The sequence below is a fragment of the Saccharospirillaceae bacterium genome, from assembly GCA_022448365.1.
Classification (GTDB): Bacteria; Pseudomonadota; Gammaproteobacteria; order Pseudomonadales; family Oceanobacteraceae; genus Bacterioplanoides.
Genome location: JAKVCS010000001.1, coordinates 234,427 through 256,250, shown reverse-complemented (window position 1 = coordinate 256,250; position 21,824 = coordinate 234,427). Strand labels below are relative to the sequence as shown.

The window sequence follows — 21,824 nt, the reverse complement described above, 5'->3', positions numbered from 1 at the left end:
CGCGATTCCTTACGTTTGATATTCAGACGATCTGTTGCGGTCCATTGCGGCGATCCTCATTTGAGGATCGCTTTGTTGTGTGAATATGATCGCGCGGTATTAGCGAATCGCGCGCTGTTTTCTGTCAGTAATTAATTCGTGCTGGCATTGTTCTCACCGAAATATCGGTATACCCACTGATACAATGTTGGTAACACGACCAGCGTAAGCAGAGTCGATGAAATAATCCCACCAATAACGACGGTAGCGAGTGGTCGCTGGATTTCAGCCCCTGTCCCGGAATTAAACGCCATGGGAACAAAACCCAAGCTGGCCACCAGTGCTGTCATCAGTACCGGACGCAAACGCTGACTGGCACCGTCACAGATTGCCTGAGCCATCTGTTGGCCCTCATCGCGTAATTCGCGAATAAACGACAGCATCACCACGCCGTTTAAAACCGCAACACCGGATAACGCAATAAAGCCTACAGCTGCCGAAATCGACAGTGGCATATCGCGCAGTGTCAGAGCAATTACGCCGCCAGTTAATGCCAGCGGGACACCGGTAAAGATCACCAAAGCATCACGCAGCGAATGAAAGGCGCTGTAAAGCAGCCCTAAAATCAGCAATAACGTCAGCGGAACCACCATGCTCAAGCGCTGACTGGCAGACTGCAGCTGTTCAAATGTGCCGCCGTATTCCAGCCAATAGCCGGCCGGTAACTCAAGTTGATCGCGCATAACCTGCTGGGTCTCTTTTATAAATGAGCCCAGGTCACGACCTTCAACATTCGCTGTGACAACGATATTGCGTTTACCAAAGCGACGGTTAATCTGGTTGGGACCCTGAATTTCGATGATGTCTGCGACTTCTCCGAGCGGCACATAATCCAGCTCAGATTTTTCATCATCCGGATTAGCGGGGTAGGGAATCGCCACCGGAATCTGCGCCAGCGCTTCTGGATTTTTACGCAGACTTTTATCCATACGCACCAGCAGTTTGAAACGGCGATCACCCTCATATATCAAGCCCGTCTGCCGACCACTGATAGCGGTTTGCAGAGCGTTCTGAATATCGGCTACGGTTAACCCCAACAATGCCAGGTGATCGCGATCCGGAACCACCGATATCATTGGCAAACCTTTGGCCTGCTCCATACGTACATCGCGGCCGCCGGCAATTGTTGCTAACAGGGCTGTCGCTTTTTCGGCGTATTGCGCCATCACATCAAGATCATCGCCAACGATACGAATCGCAACGTCGGAACGCACCCCGGCGATTAATTCGTTGAAACGCATTTCAATTGGTTGGGTGAGCTCGTAGTTATTGCCTGGAATACGCTCTACCAACTCACGCACTTCCTGCACCAGTTGTTGTTTACTCTTGCCCGGATCTGGCCATTCAGCTCGCGGCTTTAACATTAAAAATGCATCAGCGACATTCGGTGGCATCGGGTCCGTTGCTACTTCTGCGGTACCGATTTTAGCAAAGGTGGTTCTGACTTCGGGTATTTGTTGTAGTTGTTTCTCCAGCACCTGTTGCATACGTGTTGCCTGTTCAATACCGGTGCCGGGAATGCGTAATGCATGTAACGCGATGTCATGCTCATCCAGCTGTGGCAGAAACTCGCTGCCCATGCGGCTTGCCTGAAAAGCACTACCCAGTACCAGAAGCAACGCAGTCAGCATCACCAAAGGAGCGTTATTGAGTGATGTTTTTAATATCGGTAAATACAGCTGTCGTGCTTTATTCATTACGGTATTTTCTTGCTTGCGGACGTTGCCTGTCACCAGAATGGCGATAGCTGCCGGAACAAAGGTCACCGAGAAAATTAAGGCACCTAACAATGCTGCGACCACGGTAAAAGCCATTGGGTGGAACATTTTTCCTTCAACACCGGTTAAAGCGAAAATTGGTAAATACACCAGCATAATAATTAAGACGCCAAAGACTGCCGGGCGGAATACTTCGCGGGTGGCGACCGCCACTTCTTTCAGGCGTTCCTGCAGGGTTAATAAACGACCATGCTGCTGTTGCGCCAGGCCTAAGCGGCGCAAAGAATTTTCCACAACAATAACAGCACCATCGACAATCAGACCAAAATCAATCGCACCCAGGCTCATCAGGTTGCCCGATACCCGATTGCTGGTCATACCGGTAATGGCAAATAGCATACTCAGCGGAATCACCAATGCTGCAATTAATGCCGCTCGAATATTTCCCAGCAGAGCGAACAACACCGCAATAACCAGTACGGCCCCCTCAAACAGGTTGGTCTTGACGGTATCGATGGTTTTTTCTACCAGCGTCGTGCGGTCGTATAAGGCCTCGGCATACACACCCAGGGGTAAACTCGGATTAATCTCCTTGAGCCGCTGGGCGACAGCTTCAGAAACGGTTCGGCTGTTTTCACCCAGCAACATAAAGGCGGTACCGAGCACCGTTTCCTCACCATTGCGGGTAGCCGCTCCGGTTCGCAGTTCTTTGCCAAAACGTACATCAGCCAGATCTTTTACTCTTACCGGCGCATCATCACGCTTAGCGACGACTAATTGCGCAATGTCATCAAGAGAATGTAATTGGCCTGGTGAGCGAATTAACCATTGCTCGCCGTTACGCTCGATATAACCAGCACCGGTATTTTGATTATTGTTTTCCAGTGCCGTAATAATATCGGCGATGGTTAGCTTGTAGGCCAACAGCTTGCCTGGGAAGGGAGCAACCTGATATTCCTTTTCATAACCACCAATGGTGTTGATCTCCGTTATGCCGGGCACCGTCACCAGTTGGGGACGAATGATCCAGTCCTGAATTTCGCGCAGATCCTGAGCGGTGTAAGCTGTGCCATCGGCTTTAACGGCATTTTTTTCGGCCGCGACCGAATACATAAAGATTTCACCCAAACCACTGGCAATCGGGCCGAGTTCCGGCTCAATACCCCGTGGCAGATTGTTACGGATGCCCTGCAGACGTTCACTGATTTGCTGGCGTGCCCAATAAATATCCGTACCTTCTTTAAATATCACCGTTACCTGAGACAGACCGTAGCGAGATACCGATCGGGTGTAATCCAGATCAGGAATCCCTGCCATGGCATTTTCAACGATATAGGTAATACGCTGTTCCGCTTCTAACGGCGAATAACCTGTGGCCTCGCTGTTAATCTGTACCTGTACATTGGTAATATCCGGCACCGCATCGATCGGAAGTTTGGTGGCGTTATACATACCAAGCACGGCAATTAACAAGGTGGCAGCTAACACCAACCAGCGCCGTTCAACGGCAAAGTTAATTAATTGATTCATGGGTCGCTCCCTGTTTAATGATCGTGGCTGGCGCCGTCTTTCAGAATGTCAGCTTTTAATAAAAAGCTGTTTTCTGTGACGTATTCTGTGCCGGGCGTAAGGCCTTCCAACACTTCGATCCAGTCGTCATTTTGTTCACCCATTGTCAGCATGCGCACTTCATACTGGTTGTTGTATTTTGCGAATACCACCGGCATCTCACGGAAGGTTTGCAGGGCAGAGGTTTTAACTGCCAGTGGCACCTGTCGTTCGGAAATTTTTACATCGGCTTTGATGTGCATACCGGGTCGCCAATGACCTTTCTGATTATCGATGACTGCACGAGCACGAGCGATATGACCGCCAGTCATTTGTGGTGCAACGTATTCTATGGTCCCCAGGGTTCGTTCGTGATCATGCATGTCATACACTTCGACCTCCTGGCCAATGGCGATGTGTTCAATATTTTCCGGAAAAGCGGATAAGTTCACCCAGACCCTGGACAGGTCGGAAATCTGAATCAATGACTGGTTAAAAGCGCGATCACCCTGGTTAACGTTCAGGTCAGTTACCTCACCGCCGCTTGGACTGGTTAGACTGTAACTTTGCAGAGTCTCGGTATTTTTCAGACGCATCAATATCTGGCCTTTTTTCACCGAATCGCCGACGGTGACCAATACTTTTTCAACAATGCTGGAGTATGGCGCGTGCAGGTTAAATACCTGATCCTGAGGAGCGCCAATAACGCCAAATAAGGTATCGCTGGTTCTGATCACCTGTGAGCCTGCGATTTCGGTTTCTATGCCCGATAATCGCGCTAAACGCGGTGTGATTTCAGTGCGACCCTCGTGGCTATCGAATTTCCATTGGAAACTTCTGCCCTCGAAGCTGGCAAGAACGGTCACGTCGTAAGAGTGCGGTTCTGCGATGGTTTGATCACTGACGCGATAACCGCGCTCCGGACTAAAGCGCAGTGTGTTACGTGTGCCATCTAAGCGATCAAGTGTCACGCTAACGTTCAATTGTTCGGGTGCAATCGCTTCACCATTTTCATAAGAGAACAAACGCATTTCTGCGGGAATGCCATTTTCGAAGATGGTCATTTCTAATGCGAAATTCCCCTCTGTTAACAGCTTGCCGCCGTTTGGTCCTTTGGCTTCTTCTTGTTCTTCATGATGGTCGTGGTGACCATGATCGCCGCCTGCCATTACAAAAGACGAAACCGGGAATAATAGCGAACCCATAAATACAGCTCGCAACAGGGTGTTAAATGTGAATGTTTTCATCGTTTGAAACCTTTAAATATTGTTCTCTGCCAAACCGTCAGTTGTTTCTGATTGTGCCGTTGGTGACACTATCGGACGGTCCAGCACACGCTCCAGCTCAAGAATCTGATTGAACACAGCCAGACGTGTGTCGATTAAGCGCAGCTGTAAACGGAAAAATTGTTGTTGTGCATCTATCCACTGCAACACTGAATAACGCCCCTGGGTATAAGCGGTCTGACTGCTTTGCAGCAGTTGACGCGCAAGAGGCATTTGTTGTGTTTCGATATGCTCTGCGTGTTCCAGATTAGCTGTCAGCTGCTGCTGGATGCCGGTCAGCTCCAGGCTGAGTTGCTGGCGTTTGATGTCGGTTTGCTGCAGCGATAATTGCTGTGTTATCTGAGCCTTGCTGATGCGGCCACGATTGGGATTGTCGAACGCCAGTGGCATAGAAAAGCCAACCATCAATGCCTGATCGCCAGTTGCTTCGAGTTGGCGAATACCAGCTGTCAGGGTGACGTTGGAACGACCATTCGCCTGGGCCAGCTTGAGTTGGTTATCGGCCAGGCGTTGCATTGCCAGCTGGTAACGGTAATCGGGCAACGATTTTATACCGTTATCAATTTTCGCTGTCAGCTCGGTTTGACCGGGTAAGGCAGGCGATTGGATCAGTGATCCGGCGACGGCAGTAAAATCGGCTTTGGCCAGCCACATCTGACTCAGGCTCAGGCGTGCTTGTTGTTGATCACGCGAGTTGTGATGCTGTTGAGCCTCACTATTGGCGACTTGCAGCGCCATATTGGCAACATCCGCCTGAGCTACCGCACCGGCACGAGCGCGCTGCTTGATGACACTGAGTGCCTGACGCTCGCGTCGAATGCGTTGTTGCAGCAAGTCTCCCTTTGCTTGCAGTGCCAGCAGTTGGTAATAACGACGGCTGGTTTCTGCCAACGTATCGAGACGACTGATATCGTATTCAACCTGAAGCAGTTGTTGCTTGCCTGCAGCGAGGCGATGACGAGACTGACGTTTGTCACCAAGTTCAATCGTTTGGCTGAATGACAGCGTGATTTCCGCCTCATCCAGACCGGACTTGTTGCCGCTACCGAGGATATTGTTGGCACTCAGACCAACCTGTGGGATGGGGCGAATGTCAGCCTGCAGCTTATCGGCATCGGCCTGACGCAGATAAAACGGGTAGGCCAATAAGTGCGGGTTGTTCTGCAGCGTGCGATTTACTGCTTGCTGCAGCGTCAGGACATTGCCGTTATTGGCTGAAATATCAGCCTCAACAAGGGTGCTGAAACCGCAGCACATCAGCAAGGGTATCAATACGCCTTGCGGGGTATGAGTTTTCATCGAGTTTCCACCTGTGCTCAGCGAACGTGCAAACCAGAGGCTGCAGGTCGATACCAAGCAACGAAATTCAAATTTTTAAACCAAGCGGTATCAAAGTGTTATCGGGGACGTCAGAGGGAGACAAAGGTCAGCAAGTAAGCACCGTTTATATTTGATGAACGAGCACCTAGAAGCTGCCTTCAGCGCCGTACGTACTGACGACCCGAATCGCATAGAACCGCTGTGAAAGACGGTTTTTGAGTGTGAATCAGGCGTTGGGTGGGGGGAGCAGGGGCTGATGCGTGATGCCGCTGTAGCTCAGGTAAACGGTCAGCGGTCTCTCGCTTTGCATTTCTACCAGGGCCACTTCGGTAACATGGGCAAGGGGAACTACCACATGAACGTGTACTTCATCACGGGTATCGTGGCCTTCCTCTCCGTGCGAATCTGCTTCCGACGTTTGGTCTGAAAATATATCGATCAGAGCGCTTAAGGAATGAATATGGGGTGTTTCTCGTATGGAATGGTCTTCAGCAGACAGGTGCACCGAGGCCGCAACGGTGTTAACCAGTGTGTGCTGTAGCAATAATAAAAATACCAAAACCAGTCGCAGCGACATGATTTGACCCATACAAAGTTTTCGACAAAATACGTAATTACCCACGGCTAGGCAATTCGGATTACGTTTCTATACATGCTGCATGGCCTCAGATTGGCTTGCGACCGGTGGTCGATGGTAAGGTCTCATCAATGAATTGAATGCGTGCCATATCGTATTCTGAAGACAGCCAACATCGGTTATATCCTTTGCAGACGAAAGCACTCCGGACCTACATTGCAGCTTGCGCATTCTTCTTGTTTTATCAACACGGGAAGCGATTGCTGCCTATACTGGTACTCTTTGCATTACCGCTGGACGCGGTCGGTCATGCCGTTGCCGAAGGGGATAAGGGGTACATTCAGGAGATTTCCGGAACCCATCTTGTTGCGTTTATTTACCTGGGTGCCAAACATATGGTCACCGGTTACGATCACCTGCTGTTTCTGTTTGGTGTGATCTTTTTCCTTTACCGGATGCAGCACATTGCGGTGTACGTGAGTTTGTTCGCATTGGGCCATTCCACGACGATGCTGTTGGGTGTGTACTTTGAAATCGGCATCAATAGTTACATCATTGATGCGATTATTGGCTTATCCGTGGTGTACAAGGCGTTGGACAATCTTGGCGCTTTCCGTCGCTGGTTTGGTGTGCAGCCGGATACCCGGGTTGCCACGCTGGTATTTGGTTTATTTCACGGTTTCGGGTTATCTACCAAGATTCTTGAATATCAGATTTCACCAGATGGACTGATTCCGAATCTACTAGCGTTTAATCTTGGGGTGGAGATAGGTCAGTTATTGGCGTTAAGTGGCATTCTCATTGTGATGGGCTTCTGGCGGCGCAGTTCTTCCTTTGGTCATCATGCTTATCAGGCAAATATTGTTATGATGAGCGCGGGTTTTCTGTTGATAGGCTATCAACTCAGCGGTTACTTTCTGGTTTAGTTTCTGCGCCGCTTGCGACTTTGGATTTTATCTTTTGTTTTTAACAGTGAACGTTTATGTACAACGCAAATTTACCGTCGAAGGGTGAGCTGCCTAGCTCAAAACAACTGATTAAATCCACCTTATTGGCGCTGTTGGTTGCGATATTGATACTGGTCACCCTGGTACTACCAGCCGAATATGCCGTTGACCCAACCGGCGTTGGTCGCTGGTTAGGTCTGACCGATATGGGGGAAATAAAACGGCAGTTAGCGGAAGAAGCCGAGGCCGATCGTACGCTGGAAACTGCTGTAAAACTGCCGTCTCCCGCCGATGACTCTGCGCTTCGTATTCCAGAACAAACGCAACAATCGATTGCCGAAAGCAACGCAGCTGACGTCAAGGTTGAAGTTAATGCCAAGCCAGCACCATCCGCCTGGAAAGATACCGTTCAATTTGTGTTAACACCGGGACAGGGGACGGAATACAAACTGGTCATGCAACGCGGAGCTGTTGCTCAGTATGCTTGGGTTTCTGACGGTGGGCCTATCAACTTTGATGCGCACGGCAATGGTCGTGAAGCTGGTCAGCGACGATCCATTTCTTATGAAAAAGGTCGTGGTGTTGACGCAGATCAGGGGCATTTAACGGCAGCGTTTACCGGTAATCATGGCTGGTTCTTCCGCAATCGTAACAAACATCCAGTGACGGTAACCCTGAACGTAAAAGGTGATTACACCGAGTTAAAGAAAATCATCTGATTTCTCAGTGTTCTTTATCTGGTTTGCAGACCTCCTTTTTGCCAGATCGCCTGATCAGATACCGGGCTTGTTCTGTTGCTCACCGCTTGCATTTTTGCCGGTGGGTATCAATCAGTATCATGAGTTCTGAAGGGCAGCAGTGTTTCGGCGTCGTCGCGGTAAGCGAGAATATGCTGCTCCTCCTCATTAAGAAAACGCGCCACTGCCTGATTAAATTCCGGGTGCAATAATTGATGTCCACTGTAGGTAAGCGTTGGCTGAAAACCGCGACTGATTTTGTGTTCGCCCTGGGTACCCGGATCAAATCGTTTTAATCCCCGCTCGATACAAAATTCGATGCCCTGGTAGTAACAAGCCTCAAAATGCAGCGCATCGATGTCAGCCAACGCCCCCCAATAACGTCCGTAAAGTGTATCGTTGTCAAACAGATACAAGGCACAAGCAATGGTTTTATCCGGAGCATCCTCGTACGCCGCCGAAACTAGCAATAATTGTTCTGGCATAGTGGCTAATAACTGGCGGAAAAAATCCAGATTTAAATAACCACGGGAACGACGCCGGGCATAGGTCATCTGGTAACAATGGTAGAAGACTTTTATGTCGTCGTCACTGATCTGATCAGCGGTTTTACGCTCGATGCGAATGTGTTGTTGGCTAACTTTCTTACGCTCTTTTCTGACGCTTTTGCGTTTGCGGCTGGTGAAGTGTTCCAGATAATGATCAAAACTCTGATAGCGTTCGCCATCTGCTCCCTGATTGATCCAATGAAACTGGCATGCCTGGCGCCCGAGCACATTAATGACCTGGGATAACTGCTGATGACTCTCCTGGCTGATGAAGTTGATGTGCAAGCCGGATAAGTCCAGCTCGACACACTGGCGATACAATTCTGCGGAAACAGACGACCAGTCGGGTGTTGAGGTACCCAATACCCTTGGCCCGGTAGCAGGTGTAAAAGGTGCGGCCACCAGCAACTTGGGGTAATAATCGAAACCATGGCGTTGATACGCATCAGCCCAGGCCCAGTCAAATACATATTCGCCGTAGCTGTGCTGTTTAATAAAACACGGCAGGATTTGCTGAATTTCTCCGGCTGCATTTTCACCCACAAGATAATGAATCAGCCAACCGCTATGACTTTGTTCGAGAGGATTGTCGATATTGGCATCGATACACTCATTATCTTCCAGCGCTTTTAAGAAACGATAATCAAGAAAGGGATAAAGCAGCCCAGGTTCGTCCAATGGCTGAGTACCACAACTCTGGTGTAACAAGCGTTGCCATATGGATGCATCAATCTCGTTAATTGATCGTACTGGATAATAAATCAGAGTATCAGACAAGTGTATTTACCCAAAAAGTCTGTTGAATCGGTTATTTTTTCGTCGTGCACCTGCCGCAACTTCACGTTTTGGCGCTGCGGAATTAAATCCCGGTGTGTGTCACTCCATTATCGGGATAATCCTCAGACAATGGCAATGCCTGAATGTTCTGTTTTGCTAACTGGTATTGCAGTCTCCTTACTCTGGCATCTGCTATTTAATCACCATATTCAGGGTGCAATCAGGGAGTTCTTGCTACGATGGTCGCTCCGGCGGTCGAATATGCCTATTTCTATGGGTGTGACTATGCAAGACAACAGCAGGCATTAATGAGAATACACTCCCGTCGTAGGCTGATGTTTGTAAAAATCGAAGGACGTTTTTTGAAAGAAATGGTGAGTTTTTAAGGAGCAAAAATGACCGTGTATATGAATACGTTAGGGCAACCCATCGGTGAGCCGTTACCAGACTGGCAGGCCTGCCCACAACCCAAAGCAAAGCCTTTATCTGGACGCTTTTGTCGGTTGGAGAAAATGGATATAGAACAACATGCTGAGCAATTGTTTCGTGCCTATGCCCTCGATCAAGCGGGTAAAAACTGGACATATCTGGCTTATGGTCCGTTTGTCGATTTCAGTGCGTTTAAGAACTGGTTGGTATCGAACTGTCTTGGGACCGATCCGCTGTTTTTTTGCATCATTGATGGCAAGACGGATCAGGCGGTTGGTATGACTGCGCTAATGCGTATCCAGCCACAGCATGGCTCGATTGAAGTAGGGCACGTGCATTTTTCACCGCAGCTACAACAAACAGCTACTGCCACCGAAGCCATGTACCTGTTGATGACGTATGTCTTTGATGAACTGGGTTATCGTCGTTATGAATGGAAATGTGACGCTTTCAACGCTCCTTCAAGGAAAGCTGCAGAGCGTCTTGGGTTTCAATACGAAGGTACCTTTCGTAAGGCCTTGGTGTATAACGGGCGTAACCGAGATACGGCTTGGTTTTCATTATTAGACAGCGAATGGCCACAACAAAAAGTGCGATTTGAGGCGTGGTTGGTGGCTGATAACTTTGATAAAAACGGGCAACAAATTCGCTCTCTGTAAAGCAGATATGATGATTGATATCGACTCACCACAAGCCAGCGACAACCGGCCATGGGGCTGATGTTATGCCACAAGGTAAGCCAGGGTTCGTTCCTGTCTTCTCGGTAAGTGATGAGACATGTTATCGCTGTGCTGCCGCTCACCGATAAAAACTGTCTGCAAATCAGTGACCTGTGCCAACATCGGAGCTAAGATTAAGCAAAACTCACGATCAGGAGAACGACGATGTTTCAGCTCGATGAACGTCTGCAGGGAGATACTGTTTTACTGGGGCACCTGCCTCTGTGCCAGGTGCTGTTGATGAATGACAGCCGCTATCCATGGGTAATTCTGGTCCCGGCCCGCAGTGATTTGCGAGAATATTACCATTTGTCGGCAGAAGATCAGCAGCAGATGATGAAAGAGTCGGTCTGGGTAACGGAAAAAATGGCTGATCACTTTTCTGCTAAATCGATGAATGTGGCAGCGCTGGGGAACGTGGTAGCTCAACTCCATGTCCATCATATCGCTCGTTTTGAAGATGATCTGGCATGGCCTGGGCCTGTTTGGGGTCACAGCCCGGCGGTACCCTACGCGCCGGATACGCTGGAAGCGCGGGCACATGAACTAAGAAGTCTGTTCGAGAGCCACTTTGTCGAAGACCTGCAGGCCGAAGAGGGCGCAGAAGATAACATCTACTGGTAATATCGGTAACTGACTGAATGAAAATCCTGCGTCGCTATATGTTCAACCGATTGGGTAACTTCAATTATCTGATCGGTTGTGAACAAACTAAGCAAGCCATCGCCCTTGACCCGCTAGATGGCGAACATATGTTAGCTCTGGCTGAGCAGCATGGCTGGCAAATTAAACGCATTATTAATACCCACGAACACCATGATCATATCGAGGGTAATCCGGTGATTGCTGCAGCAACCGGAGCACAAATATGGGCGCATAAAAATGCCATGGGCAAAATCCCCAATGTCGATCATGGTCTGGTAGCAGGAGATCTGGTTGAGCTGGGTTCGATCCGGTTAAAAGTGTTGTATACGCCAGGGCATACACCGGTGCATTTATGTTTATTGGCAGAAGCCGATGAATACAATCCGGTACCGATTTTATTCTCTGGTGATACCTTGTTTAATGCTTGTGCCGGAAACTGCTTTAACGGGGGGGATGTCGATACGATGTACGACACTTTTGTTTCTCAGTTGAATCCCCTGCCTGACGAAACCTTGTTGTATCCCGGGCATGACTACATGAAGAACAATCTCAATTTTGCATTGAGTCGAGAACCCGGAAATGCCACAGCGTTGCATTGGCAGCAGAGTGTCGCAGAGCTGGATCATGATGATATGCCGATTATGACGCTCGGTCAGGAGCGCAGTTATAACCCGTTCTTACGTCTCCATAGCGATACAATCCGGCAAACCTTAAAACAACAATTCCCGCATCTGGGGGAAGGTGACCGCGATGTTTTTAAGGCATTACGTGCGTTACGGGATAAATGGTAGTCTGGGACATCACCTTTCTATATTTGATAATCATTCAAAGTATACGACCAATATCGTGAAGCCCGATGGTTATGAAAATATTACAAGATAGTCTGTAGGAGCAATTCAAGCGGCAGGTGGTGTGGCTGGCTTTGGTCTTTCTCCTGGCGTAAGTTTTGCTACGGTACCCGTGGTTAAAGCTGGTCAAGCAATATTAAAGCACTGTCAGTGCAACTGTTGATAAGATTGGTGAAAAAATACTTGATAAAATCGCGGATAAATCTTTCCCCTTAAAGAATAAGACAGGGGAGATTATTAAAGAAAATCTTGAGAAAGAGAAGAAAAGGCCAGTTTATTATAACGTCGATAATAAGGCAGGGTTTGATGGTCTTGCAGGAAAACGACAACAACGCATAGCAGATAAACAGGCTTATGATGATAGAATGAAGGATACTTCAGCCAGTACGCTGGATAATGAAAGTGTTGATCGAGAGTTTTACGAAAATATTATATAAGACATCTGAGAAGACAAGGCCTATGCATGAAAGAAATGTAAAAGGGGCTCTTCATACTGCAGGTAGTAAGATTTCTAAAGGCATTAAAAATATTTTAGAAGAGTATGAAGGTGAATAAATGAAGAGGTTGATTTTTCCTTTTTTTTCAGGTTTGTTTTTTACTTTTTCGATTCGCTCAGCTTCTAAAGGTGACTATATTGGGGCAAAGAAAAACCTTGATGTATCTGACTGGTTTGGAAATGTCATATATAGTCATCTGCTTTTGCGAGGGCATATATTGTTCTCTTTAGGGGATTTTGATGGCTGCAAGAGTTCTATGGAGGGTGCTATTGAAAAAATAAATAATCATCAAAAATTGAACTTCGATGAGAAAAAATACCTTTCTTTGTATGCTGTAGATCTTATTAATGCATCGATTGTCCATGCTGGACTTGAAGAGGAATTGATTAGTGTTGATATTGATTTTAATGTGTGTAATGTCGAAGATAGATTAAGAGAAAACTTTCCATTGATGAGATGAATCTTAGGGTGTCTAGAACTGCAGTTAAGGCGTTTAGAGGTTTAGATATAGTATTTCAGCCCCGAACTTACAGTCGCCCGTTTTAAATTAGTGCTTGTCTGGTGTTCTATCAAATTTAAAAGTCGCTGATTTCTTTCGCAACACCTTCTCCCCATAATTGATATCCTCTGGCGTTAGGGTGATAGCCATCTTCTGCCATCCATTCAGGTTGCAGTGGAATATCTATAGAAATAAAACACCAGTTATTCTGCTGGCAGAGCAGCTGTAGTTCCTGATTCAGTTGCCAGGCACGTAATCCTAAAAAATAGTTTAACGGTCTCGCCAGTGCGGGGAAGCGATGCATGGGCGGTATCTGGGTGAAAATCACCTTTGCATCTGGGTTCTTTTGCTGAACGTTGTTAACCAGAGTTTTCAGGTTTTCACGCCAGAGCTTACGCCGGGAAAACCCGGTGGTATCGTTCACCCCCATGGTAATAATCAGGTGGCTGCAATCGGGAATCGTACCATGCTCGTTAACCAGTTTGATTAATCCGGAAGTATCAATTCCGGTTTGTGCAATATATTGCCATTGGTGGTTAATCTTATTAGATGCTAGTGCACGACTGATACTGACGGTAAAACCCAGGTCGCTATGGTTAACACCAACCCCGGCGACGGTGCTTTCCCCGAGATGCAGAATATCCAGCGAAGCGGGTGTTGCAGAATTAAACTCCCCGGATCTTGGCCCGTCGGCTTCTGGCAGTCTGAGTGCTGTTTTTCGCGTGTTTTTTCCCTGCCAGACAATTAATGGCAGTACCGGAGCCAGCAGAAAATACCCCAAATAACTGAATACTATTAGCAAACGTTTAAACATAACCGCTCCTATTTGGTGGCTCTGGGGGTAGAAGACGCTGTACTTCGGCACGAATATGAGGAACGACTTCATCCTCAAACCAGGCATTTTTCTTCAACCAGATCTGATTTCTCGGTGATGGATGGGGCAGCGGAATAAAACCAGCCGGAGCGTTATGCCAATGTTTGACTCTTTCGGTCAGGGTTTTGTATTTCTTCAGATAAGAATCCGACGGGTCTGAGTTGTGGTTCGAACTGGCATCTTTTAGATAATATTGCTGGGCGTAATTGCCAACCAGTAAGGTCAGTTCGATATTGGGCATACATTGCAAAAGTGTTTCATGCCAATGTGGGGCGCATTCCTTACGAGGAGGTAAGTCACCACTTTTGCCTTTGCCCGGATAACAAAAGCCCATTGGTATAATGGCGATTTTACTGCTGTCATAAAAAATGTCTGGGTCGGTTTGCAGCCATTCCCTTAAACGTTTACCGCTGGCATCGTCCCATGGAATTCCACTGGCATGCACTTTTGTCCCGGGAGCCTGACCAATAATTAAAATCCGCGCGCTTTCCGAAGCCCTTACAACAGGGCGTGGACCAAGTGGTAAATGCTCAGCACATAAGGTGCAGGATTCGATTTTTTGCAGCAGGGTAATCAGCTCAGACATGATATTAATTCAGGATATCAGGCACAAAAAAAGCGGCCTGATACCTTGGATATCAAAGACCGCCTTTCCCGCAAAGATACAACTCTTACAGAGCCATGTCTTTCAGTTTTTTCAGTGGCAGAACCTTAACTTTGGTAGAAGCAGGTTTTGCAGCAACGTCCATGGTTTCACCAGGACGGAAAGGATTTGGCACGTTTTTGCGAGCTTTCTGGGCAGGCTTTTTAACGGTCTTTATCTTCAGCAGACCAGGCAGGGTGAACTCACCCACTGAACGCTTCTTAACGTGGCGTTCGATAACAACGTTGAGTTCTTCCAGTACAGCAGTCACTTCTTTACGAGACAGACCTGTGTTGTCTGCGATCTCATTCAGGATTTGAGTTTTGGTGAACTTCTCTTTTACTGCAGTAATTTTACGTGCAGGAGCGGCTTTTTTGGCAGGCATAAGTTTCAGGTCCTTAATAGTATTCTTATTCCGGATGGCCGGTTGCTTCAATCAACCGGCGCCATGATTCTTATTCAAAAAGACAAGGGAGGCAAGTATGAAATCCCTGTTTTTGTAGGCTTTTGTAAGCCACCGGGTTAAAAAATCCACTACATTAATAGATTTTGGTGCTCCAGGTTGGCTGACTTACGCCAACTTCCGTAACACCCAGCCGAATATGTCGGTGTATTTGATCGGGAACAAGCGTTGGGCACGATCCATTGCTTTGGCGTCGGAACCAATCAGAATGCGGCGTTTGCCTTTTAAGGTGCCGTTGACAATGATGCTGGCTGCTTGTGCCGGTGTGGTTCTTGCCATTTTTTCAAACTCGTGGGCTTGTTGCTCCAGAGTTTTATCACCAGCCATGGACGTTTTCATGCGGCCATTGCGGACAATATTGGTTTTGATACCGCCTGGATGAACTGTAGTGACCATGACATTGGTATTGGCCAGTTCCTGGCGCAATGATTCAGTAAAACCGCGGACTGCGAACTTGGTTGCGTTGTAAGCGCCCTGGGTAGGGAGTGCGATAATGCCAAAGATGCTTGAAACGTTAATAATGGCGGCTTCCGGGCGCGCTTTCAGTAACGGCAAGAAGGTTTTGGTGCCATATACCACACCCCAGAAGTTAATATCGACGATCCATTCCATGTCTTCGTAGCTCATCTTTTCGATGGTCTCTGACAGCGCCACACCGGCATTGTTAATGATCGCATCCACCTGGCCATGGTCAGCAATTACCGATTCTGCGTAGGCTTCCCAGGCAGCACGGTCAGCAACGTTTAACGTATGCAATGTAACGTTACCGCTTCCTTTCAGTAACGCCTTGGTTTCCTCCAGTCCGGCCATGTTGACGTCGGACAGTGCCAGGTGGGCGCCATCAACACTCAGTTGTTGCGCCAGGGCGCGACCAATGCCGGATGCCGCACCGGTTATTACGACTACTTTATTTGTGAAAGATTGCATACTGAATAGGCTCCTAAGCTGGGATTAATAAGCATCCCATCGTCGATATTGTTGTTGTGTTTGTATGAGGCTTTGCTGATACATGTGCCATTGACGTGATGTCGAATCGTCAGACTGCGTTTGAGATTACCTGAGTGAAAGGCCTTCTCAAGGTGGATTTACGTCGTGATGGCAGGGCAGATGAGGCATTCTCACTGTGGCTTGCCCACTTTTAGCCGCTGTTTCCCTATCTCAGGCCATTGCTTTTCAGGTTTCATCATTAATTCATGTTTGGGTATCGGCCGCCCGGAAAAAATTCTGTATACTGCCCGACTTTTATTTTCTATTACGTATTGATGCGGGACCAAACGATGCGCACGCACTATTGTGGTGATATCAACGAAACCTTGATTGACGAAACCGTAACCTTTTGTGGTTGGGTTCACCGTCGCCGTGACCACGGTGGCGTAATTTTCTTAGACGTTCGTGATCGCGAAGGTCTGGTTCAGGTGGTATTCGATCCGGATACGGTTGAAGCCTTTAATACCGCCGACAGCGTGCGTTCTGAGTTTGTGGTTCAGATCACGGGTCGTGTTCGTGGTCGTCCGGAAGGCACGATCAACGAAAACATGCGCACCGGTAAAATCGAAGTACTGGGTAAAGAAATCAATGTGGTGAACAAGGCTGCAACGCCTCCGTTCCCGTTAGACGGCTACACCGACGTGGGCGAAGACATCCGTCTGAAGTACCGCTACATGGATATGCGTCGTCCTGAAATGCAGGAGAAGCTGCGTTTCCGTTCGAAGGTTTCTTCCCACGTACGTCGTTACCTGGAAGACAATGGCTTCCTGGATATCGAAACGCCAATCCTGACCCGTGCTACGCCCGAAGGCGCACGGGACTACCTGGTGCCAAGTCGTACGCACGAGCACAATTTCTTTGCACTGCCTCAGTCGCCACAGCTGTTTAAGCAGCTGCTGATGGTTTCCGGTTTTGACCGTTACTACCAGATTGCTAAGTGTTTCCGTGACGAAGACCTGCGTGCTGACCGTCAGCCAGAATTCACTCAGATCGATATCGAAGCGTCTTTCATCGATGAAGAAGAAATCATGTCGCTGACGCAGGGCATGATCACCGAAATCTTCGAAAAAGAATTAAACGTACAGTTGGGTGAATTCCCACGTATGCCATACTCCGAAGCGATGGAAAAGTACGGTTCGGATAAGCCAGACCTGCGTATTCCTTTGCAGCTGGTCGACGTGGCTGAATTCCTGCAAGACATCGAATTCAAAGTATTCGCTGGCCCGGCGAAAGACCCTAAAGGTCGTGTAGCGGCGCTGCGTGTACCGGGTGGTGCTGAAATCTCCCGTAAGCAGATCGACGAATACACCAAGTTCGTTGGCATCTACGGCGCGAAAGGCTTAGCTTGGATTAAGGTGAACGAGATTGAAAACGGCGTTAACGGCCTGCAATCTCCAATCATCAAGTTCATCGGTGAAGAAAACACCATGAACATTATGAACAAGCTGGGCGCACAAAACGGCGACATTATCTTCTTCGGTGCGGATAAAGAAGTGATCGTAAACGAAGCGCTGGGTGCACTGCGTTGTAAGCTGGGTGAAGACCTGAACCTGTACACTTGTGAGTGGGCACCTCTGTGGGTTGTCGACTTCCCGATGTTCGAAGAAACCAAAGACGGTGGCATCACTGCGATTCACCACCCATTCACCGCACCTTCATGCTCTCCGGAAGAACTGAAAGCGGCGCCAACCACAGCGCTGTCTCGTGCTTACGATATGGTTCTTAATGGTTGTGAGCTGGGCGGTGGTTCTATCCGTATCCACGAACAGTCCATGCAGGAAACGGTATTCGACGTACTGGGTATCAGCGAAGAAGAACAGCAAGAGAAGTTTGGCTTCCTGCTGGACGCGCTGAAGTACGGTGCTCCGGTACACGGTGGTCTGGCATTTGGTTTAGACCGCTTAGTAATGCTGCTGACCGGTGCTCAGTCGATCCGTGAAGTGATTGCCTTCCCGAAAACTCAGTCTGCTGCGTGTGTTATGACCGACGCACCGGGAGAGGTTGGCAACGCTCAGCTGCGTGAACTGCATATCAAACTGCGTGAGAAGCCGAAAGCAGAATCTTAAGATTTAGTTGGTTTGAGCGTAATAAAAACGGGAGCTTTGGCTCCCGTTTTTTTTGGTCAGTAATTTATATTTGAAGTGATAGTATGGTAAATAACCTTTGTTAGTTTTTTGGTTGTGTTGAATTTGGAGCGCGGTGTTATGGAAGATGAATCAAAAAAACCAAGGATGTCGGGCGAACGAAAGCTGACGTATGCCCCTTGGCACGAACATGTTAAAGAGTTTTTTGTTAAACAATGGAAGAGGTTGCTAGGTGAGGCTTTCGTAATTTTCAGTTCGTTTTGGGTCTGTATAGAGGCTTTGAACTTCTACTTTGAATCATGGGGCTTGTCGAAATTAGTATATTTACTCCTTGTTCTTGGTGTAAGTGCCGTTTTTTCTTTAATTCATTGTATCAGCCTTTATCGTAGCTCTTATCCTGAGGCACTTGAAAATGAGAGCCTAAAGGTGAAGAAAATTGCATTCTCTCAAAAGCCATTTTGGGAATATTCATTAGCTTATGAATTATTAAACTCTCGCGTCGAGAGCATTAATACCAAGTTGGATGACGTACTTAGGAACAGAGTCATTATCGAAGTTGAGAAAGTAATGGATATCGATGACTACATTTCTTGGTTGAAGACTAGGCCAGAAAACCTTATTCGGATTGTTCAGACTTCTCATCAGCTTCTGGTTGTTGATCTTCTTGAAGCATTGCATGCGGATGAAACAAACGAAGTTGATTTTCATAATTTGATTAGGGTTGTCGACTTAATCAAAGATGCCTACCAAAGGGCATATGAGTTCGAAATAGCTGGAAGAAAGATAAAAGTTCCGGAAGGATTTGAGACAGTTCATGAGATTCAAGCTGGTTGGGCTGCTGTAGTTCGAAATGATTACGTTGAGATGCTGTCTGTAATTCATGGGATGGCGTCTAGGAATAAAGGGGACTATTCACCGTTAATCAAAACGATTGAAACTGGGGCCTTACCTAGAATTGACGAATATTGTGCTGAGCTCGATTTAATCTCCGATGAACTGGAGTCGGGGGCTAGCTAAGCAAAATAGAAATGAAAGAACTCCAATTTCCTGTAAAGATCAGAAGCAGCGGTGAAATTGTTCTTCACCGCCTGCTAAACGCCAAAACCAATATCACCGGCCTGCCGGTGATTATTGCCCATGGCACTTTATCTAATTCCGATGCCGTTCGTGATCTGGCCATTTATCTCTCTGATTTGGGCTTCGATTGCTGGTTATTCGAGTGGGGTGGTCATGGCCACAGTACACCGTTTTCCAATAAACAAGACTTTGAATTTCCTGCCTTTAACGACGCACCATAAATACCGTGCTGGAGAAAACCGGTCACCAGAAACTTTGCTTATGGTCTGGTGGTAAAAGGTCGTACAGCTCGGGAAGATATTTATCCAAAGATTGGAAAGTGGCTCGTCAAACAGACTACTCAATATTGACTGTATCGTTCTAACTGAAATAAGGACATCAAATGAAGAAAACTCTGATTATTTCCGGCTGTGCATTGATATCCGCATGTGGCCTTAAACCAATTAATGTAAAGTCCAACCAGGTAGGAGACTACTGGACGCCAAGTAATAAATACAGCGCGGTTGTCAGAAGTAAGGAGCTTGGCTGTGGTTTGTTTTTACCTGGCGATGACGGAACCAAGCCTTCGGGTTTGGTTACATACACCATTACAGATAATGGTGGTACAAAGGATGTAAAAGTTACTGAGCTTAAGAATGGCATGACGAAAGAGGATATTTCGTTGTGGGAATCTATGATGAATCTTGGTGGCTTTAAGCACTATGTTGCTGTTATTAAGCCTGCGCAGCCAGTCATTGTTGAGCAGCGCTTTTCTTTTCAGCCTTCGGAGAAACATTGTAATAAATAGTAGGACGGTAATGAGGGGGCCGAAATCAGATGCCCCCTTTTGCAGTTTATGGACTCATCTTACCAAAATACTCTGATCAATTTCTTCAACGCGATTTACACCCGTCAGCGACATCGCCACATGCATCTCTTTTTTCATAATATCGAGAATATGGCTGACGCCTTGCTCGCCACGTGCTGCTAAAGCATAAGACCAGGCGCGGCCAATCATGCAGGCATCGGCGCCACAGGCCAACGCTTTCACCACATCTAAGCCACTGCGAATACCGCTATCAACGATGATTTTGGTTTTACCGTCGACCGCTTGTTTTATTTCCGGCAACACTGCCAGAGTGGCTGGCACGCCGTCGAGCTGACGGCCACCGTGGTTGGATACCACAATGGCATCGGCACCAATAGCAACCGCCTGCTTAGCATCCTCGGCATCGAGTATGCCTTTTAATACGATATTGCCGTCCCAATGATCACGAATCCAGTTGAGGTCTTCCCAGCATATGCTCGGATCAAACTGCTCATCAACCCAGCCTTTAAAATCGGATAAACCCTGGGCATCGGGCAAGGCTTCCTGCAAATTACCAAAGGTCAGCGGTTTGCCGCCAATCGGAACGTCAAGCAGCCAGTGCGGGTGAGAGATGATGTCCCAGCCACGTTTTAAATTACCCAATAAGGAGCCATTACCGGACAAGCCATTACGAGTATCACGATAACGTTCACCGAGTACCGGTAAATCGACAGTAAACACCAGAGTGTCGCAACCTGCTGCTTTGGCACGTTCCAATAAACGAATGCAGAATTTATGGTCTTTAATCACGTATAGCTGAAACCAGAATGGCTGAGTTGCCGCTTGTTGTAACTCTTCGATCGAGCAGATACCAACAGTGGAAAGAGTAAAAGGGACATTGGCTTTGTTCGCTGCTTTTAACCCCTGAACTTCACCACGCTTGGCGAAACAACCAGTTAAACCAACCGGCGCCAGAATCACCGGCATGTCCATCTGGCGGCCGAGGAATTCGGTTGAGGTATCAACCCGGGATACATCCTGTAAAATGCGCTGGCGCAATTGTAAGTTTTCAAATGCCTCAACGTTCGCCTGGCCGGTTTTTTCCTGATAGGAGTGACCATCAATATAATCGAAGAACTGGCGCGGCAGGCGTTTACGCGCTAACTCGCGGTAGTCATCAACACAAGCGGGGGCGACATTGAGGCTGGAACCTATCATAACTTGTCCTCTGTTGTTCAGCGTATTTCTTATTGGAATTTAAGCCGGTCATTAGTTAAACAGAAATACGATCTTTACGCATCTTGTAAGCGAGTCATTCAGTTACTGGAATTTTGCATTTTATGGTAACGTTTGCACTTGCTTTTAAATTACGCGACGACAAGAATCAGCCGTTATGAATGCCAATCAAGCTCTGTTAGACCTGTCTGAAATAGCCAGTGAAGCCCATGGCCGTATTCAACAGGATTTCACCGATATTAATCCGGTAATTGGGGTAATGCAGGGCATGCGTAAGATGGGTATTCCAGCTGACGTGATGACCATTGACTGTCTGGTGAGCAAAAAACGTATCCTGGTGGTGTTGCACGATGAGCATCCTGGGCTGGTGCAATGTCAGTTCACTTTCAGTGATCAGGACCCGGGTGATGATTATCAGGCGCTGAAATCATCAGATGTCAGCAGCGATACCTTATATGACTGGATGAAGGATTATTTTTCTGTAAATTCCAGTCGCTGATTGTTAAAACAGCATCTGCATGAGCCATTTTTCATCGCTT

General features: G+C 47.6%; 21 protein-coding genes. 11 read left to right on the top strand and 10 right to left on the bottom strand.

Translation table 11 applies throughout. The features are described 5' to 3' along the window. Positions 1–131 precede the first annotated feature (131 nt). The 4 genes from MK185_01120 to MK185_01105 all read right to left on the bottom strand — a co-directional run bounded on the left by MK185_01120 (position 132) and on the right by MK185_01105 (position 6,500). The gene (locus MK185_01120) at positions 132–3,287 is read right to left on the bottom strand and encodes a CusA/CzcA family heavy metal efflux RND transporter (protein MCH2039224.1); all 3,156 of its coding nucleotides are present in this window, start codon (positions 3,285–3,287) and stop codon (positions 132–134) included. A gap of 14 nt (positions 3,288–3,301) precedes the next feature. Next, positions 3,302–4,552 (bottom strand): efflux RND transporter periplasmic adaptor subunit, encoded by a 1,251-nt coding sequence (locus MK185_01115; protein ID MCH2039223.1) that lies wholly within the window; start codon positions 4,550–4,552, stop codon positions 3,302–3,304. 12 nt (positions 4,553–4,564) lie between these two features. Beyond that, the gene (locus tag MK185_01110; protein ID MCH2039222.1) at positions 4,565–5,890 is read right to left on the bottom strand and encodes a TolC family protein; all 1,326 of its coding nucleotides are present in this window, start codon (positions 5,888–5,890) and stop codon (positions 4,565–4,567) included. Between the two features lie 247 nt (positions 5,891–6,137). After that, entirely contained in the window at positions 6,138–6,500 is a 363-nt protein-coding gene (locus MK185_01105; GenBank protein MCH2039221.1) for a hypothetical protein, read from the bottom strand. 248 nt (positions 6,501–6,748) lie between these two features. On the opposite strand from MK185_01105, the gene MK185_01100 reads away from it, so the two are divergent. After that, entirely contained in the window at positions 6,749–7,414 is a 666-nt protein-coding gene (locus MK185_01100) for a HupE/UreJ family protein (protein MCH2039220.1), read from the top strand. Between the two features lie 56 nt (positions 7,415–7,470). Continuing rightward, positions 7,471–8,154, top strand: a complete 684-nt coding sequence (locus tag MK185_01095; GenBank protein MCH2039219.1) for a hypothetical protein — start codon at positions 7,471–7,473, stop codon at positions 8,152–8,154. Positions 8,155–8,261: 107 nt separating this feature from the next. Here the strand turns inward: MK185_01095 and MK185_01090 are convergent, their stop codons facing one another. Then, the gene (locus tag MK185_01090) at positions 8,262–9,497 is read right to left on the bottom strand and encodes a GNAT family N-acetyltransferase (GenBank protein MCH2039218.1); all 1,236 of its coding nucleotides are present in this window, start codon (positions 9,495–9,497) and stop codon (positions 8,262–8,264) included. Between the two features lie 395 nt (positions 9,498–9,892). Between MK185_01090 and MK185_01085 the strand changes: the two genes are divergently transcribed. From MK185_01085 to MK185_01070, 4 genes are all read left to right on the top strand, one after another. Next, positions 9,893–10,585 carry a GNAT family N-acetyltransferase gene (locus MK185_01085; protein MCH2039217.1) on the top strand — a complete coding sequence of 231 codons (693 nt, stop codon included), beginning with the start codon at positions 9,893–9,895 and terminating at the stop codon, positions 10,583–10,585. 225 nt (positions 10,586–10,810) lie between these two features. After that, positions 10,811–11,269 carry an HIT domain-containing protein gene (locus tag MK185_01080; protein MCH2039216.1) on the top strand — a complete coding sequence of 153 codons (459 nt, stop codon included), beginning with the start codon at positions 10,811–10,813 and terminating at the stop codon, positions 11,267–11,269. A 17-nt stretch (positions 11,270–11,286) separates the two neighbouring features. Further along, positions 11,287–12,081 (top strand): hydroxyacylglutathione hydrolase, encoded by a 795-nt coding sequence (locus MK185_01075; GenBank protein MCH2039215.1) that lies wholly within the window; start codon positions 11,287–11,289, stop codon positions 12,079–12,081. A 612-nt stretch (positions 12,082–12,693) separates the two neighbouring features. Next, complete coding sequence (locus MK185_01070) at positions 12,694–13,095, top strand: hypothetical protein (GenBank protein MCH2039214.1); 402 nt, start codon at positions 12,694–12,696, stop codon at positions 13,093–13,095. 115 nt (positions 13,096–13,210) lie between these two features. Here the strand turns inward: MK185_01070 and MK185_01065 are convergent, their stop codons facing one another. From MK185_01065 to MK185_01050, 4 genes are all read right to left on the bottom strand, one after another. After that, positions 13,211–13,948: an SGNH/GDSL hydrolase family protein gene (locus MK185_01065; protein MCH2039213.1), complete on the bottom strand. Its 738-nt coding sequence runs from the start codon at positions 13,946–13,948 to the stop codon at positions 13,211–13,213. Then, positions 13,941–14,594 (bottom strand): uracil-DNA glycosylase family protein, encoded by a 654-nt coding sequence (locus MK185_01060; GenBank protein ID MCH2039212.1) that lies wholly within the window; start codon positions 14,592–14,594, stop codon positions 13,941–13,943. The genes MK185_01065 and MK185_01060 overlap by 8 nt, the downstream gene beginning before the upstream one ends. A gap of 85 nt (positions 14,595–14,679) precedes the next feature. Further along, the gene (locus MK185_01055; GenBank protein MCH2039211.1) at positions 14,680–15,036 is read right to left on the bottom strand and encodes an HU family DNA-binding protein; all 357 of its coding nucleotides are present in this window, start codon (positions 15,034–15,036) and stop codon (positions 14,680–14,682) included. A 186-nt stretch (positions 15,037–15,222) separates the two neighbouring features. Next, on the bottom strand, positions 15,223–16,041 hold the full coding sequence (locus MK185_01050; GenBank protein MCH2039210.1) for an SDR family NAD(P)-dependent oxidoreductase: 819 nt from the start codon (positions 16,039–16,041) through the stop codon (positions 15,223–15,225). Between the two features lie 350 nt (positions 16,042–16,391). Here MK185_01050 and aspS point away from each other — a divergent pair, with 350 nt between their 5' ends. The 4 genes from aspS (at position 16,392) to MK185_01030 (ending at position 20,049) form a co-directional block, all read left to right on the top strand. Then, positions 16,392–18,167 carry an aspartate--tRNA ligase gene (gene aspS / locus MK185_01045; protein MCH2039209.1) on the top strand — a complete coding sequence of 592 codons (1,776 nt, stop codon included), beginning with the start codon at positions 16,392–16,394 and terminating at the stop codon, positions 18,165–18,167. Between the two features lie 138 nt (positions 18,168–18,305). Continuing rightward, a complete protein-coding gene (locus MK185_01040; GenBank protein MCH2039208.1) occupies positions 18,306–19,202 on the top strand; it encodes a hypothetical protein in 897 nt (298 codons plus the stop codon). Positions 19,203–19,213: 11 nt separating this feature from the next. Beyond that, positions 19,214–19,483: an alpha/beta hydrolase gene (locus MK185_01035; protein ID MCH2039207.1), complete on the top strand. Its 270-nt coding sequence runs from the start codon at positions 19,214–19,216 to the stop codon at positions 19,481–19,483. 161 nt (positions 19,484–19,644) lie between these two features. Next, the gene (locus MK185_01030) at positions 19,645–20,049 is read left to right on the top strand and encodes a hypothetical protein (GenBank protein ID MCH2039206.1); all 405 of its coding nucleotides are present in this window, start codon (positions 19,645–19,647) and stop codon (positions 20,047–20,049) included. Between the two features lie 54 nt (positions 20,050–20,103). Here the strand turns inward: MK185_01030 and MK185_01025 are convergent, their stop codons facing one another. Then, on the bottom strand, positions 20,104–21,267 hold the full coding sequence (locus MK185_01025; GenBank protein ID MCH2039205.1) for an L-lactate dehydrogenase: 1,164 nt from the start codon (positions 21,265–21,267) through the stop codon (positions 20,104–20,106). A gap of 175 nt (positions 21,268–21,442) precedes the next feature. Between MK185_01025 and MK185_01020 the strand changes: the two genes are divergently transcribed. Continuing rightward, complete coding sequence (locus MK185_01020; GenBank protein ID MCH2039204.1) at positions 21,443–21,784, top strand: hypothetical protein; 342 nt, start codon at positions 21,443–21,445, stop codon at positions 21,782–21,784. Positions 21,785–21,824: the final 40 nt, after the last annotated feature.